Raw genomic sequence first — 956 nt, 5'->3', positions numbered from 1 at the left:
GAGCGTTATTCACGTGGCCTGGCGGTAGAACTCGAGGTTGGTGATCATGTGGATCACGCTTGGTAGTTCGGTCAGTCGGCCGCGGTAGCCGGTGGACAGGATCTTCCACTGCTTGAGGTGAGCGACGGTCCGCTCGACCGGTGCGCGCATCGAGGCGATCTTGCGGTTCCACTCCTTGTCGGCCTGCGTGCGGGGCACGTCCTTCTTCTTCGGGCGCGGCGTCAGCTTGGTGTGCTTGACGTAGGCGGTGTCGGCGAACATGGCCAGCAGCTCGTTGCCGGCTCGGGCGGCGGTGATCTGGGCCGCCCAGCCGACCTCTTCCAGCGCGCGGGAGTCGTGCCGTGACCCACGCACCGGGACCGAGACGGCGACCAGGGCGCCGTTCAGGCGGGCGGCGACCTGGATGTTCAGGGCCTGCTTGCGGTGCTTGCCGTTGAAGTTCGTCGTCCCGGTGCCGGTCCGGTTGCCGGTGGGGATCGGGGTGCCGTCGATCAGCACGACGCCGCGCTCCAGTGCCTGGCTCAGGTGCTGACGGTCCATCGCGGTGACCTGCCCGATCAGCGCGAGCAGGTACCGCCAGATCCGCGAGACCGTGGGCTGGGAGATCCCGTACAGATCGGCCGCTACTTGCTGGGCCAGGTTGTGCCGGGCGATGAGCAGCACCATCGAGATCGCCGTCCCGAACGGCATCCGGAACGTGTGTCGCTGCCCGGGCAGTCGGCAGGTGTGCACCTGCCACGCGCGGGCGATCAGCTCGGTCGTCTGGGCAGGCGTCAGCCCGCAAGTAGAGTGATAGTGCACAGGTCCTTCGCTCGGCTCGAACTGGTCTCGACAACCTGATCAAACCGGACGCAAGGACCTGTGCGCTACCTGCCGAAGCTCGCCACTGACCAGCAACGATGCTGGTAAGGACGTGACCAGCTCACGAGCCGGCCCACCACCGTGAATAACGCTCT

General features: G+C 66.5%; 1 protein-coding gene. It reads right to left on the bottom strand.

Features of this window, described 5'->3' with window-relative positions; translation table 11 throughout:
* Window positions 1-9 precede the first annotated feature (9 nt).
* Window positions 10-690, bottom strand: a complete 681-nt coding sequence (locus ACYVK7_RS17610) for a transposase family protein (protein ID WP_460889025.1) — start codon at window positions 688-690, stop codon at window positions 10-12.
* Between the last annotated feature and the right edge of the window lie 266 nt (window positions 691-956).

The sequence above is a fragment of the Promicromonospora xylanilytica genome (assembly GCF_054782895.1).
Note: the sequence above shows the minus strand (reverse complement) of the source record. Positions and strands in the feature narration are given on the sequence as shown.

What these genes read in the sequence shown, in the direction of transcription:
- ACYVK7_RS17610 (WP_460889025.1), bottom strand. Translation starts at nt 690, where the DNA reads ATGCCGTTCGGGACGGCGATCTCGATGGTGCTGCTCATCGCCCGGCAC.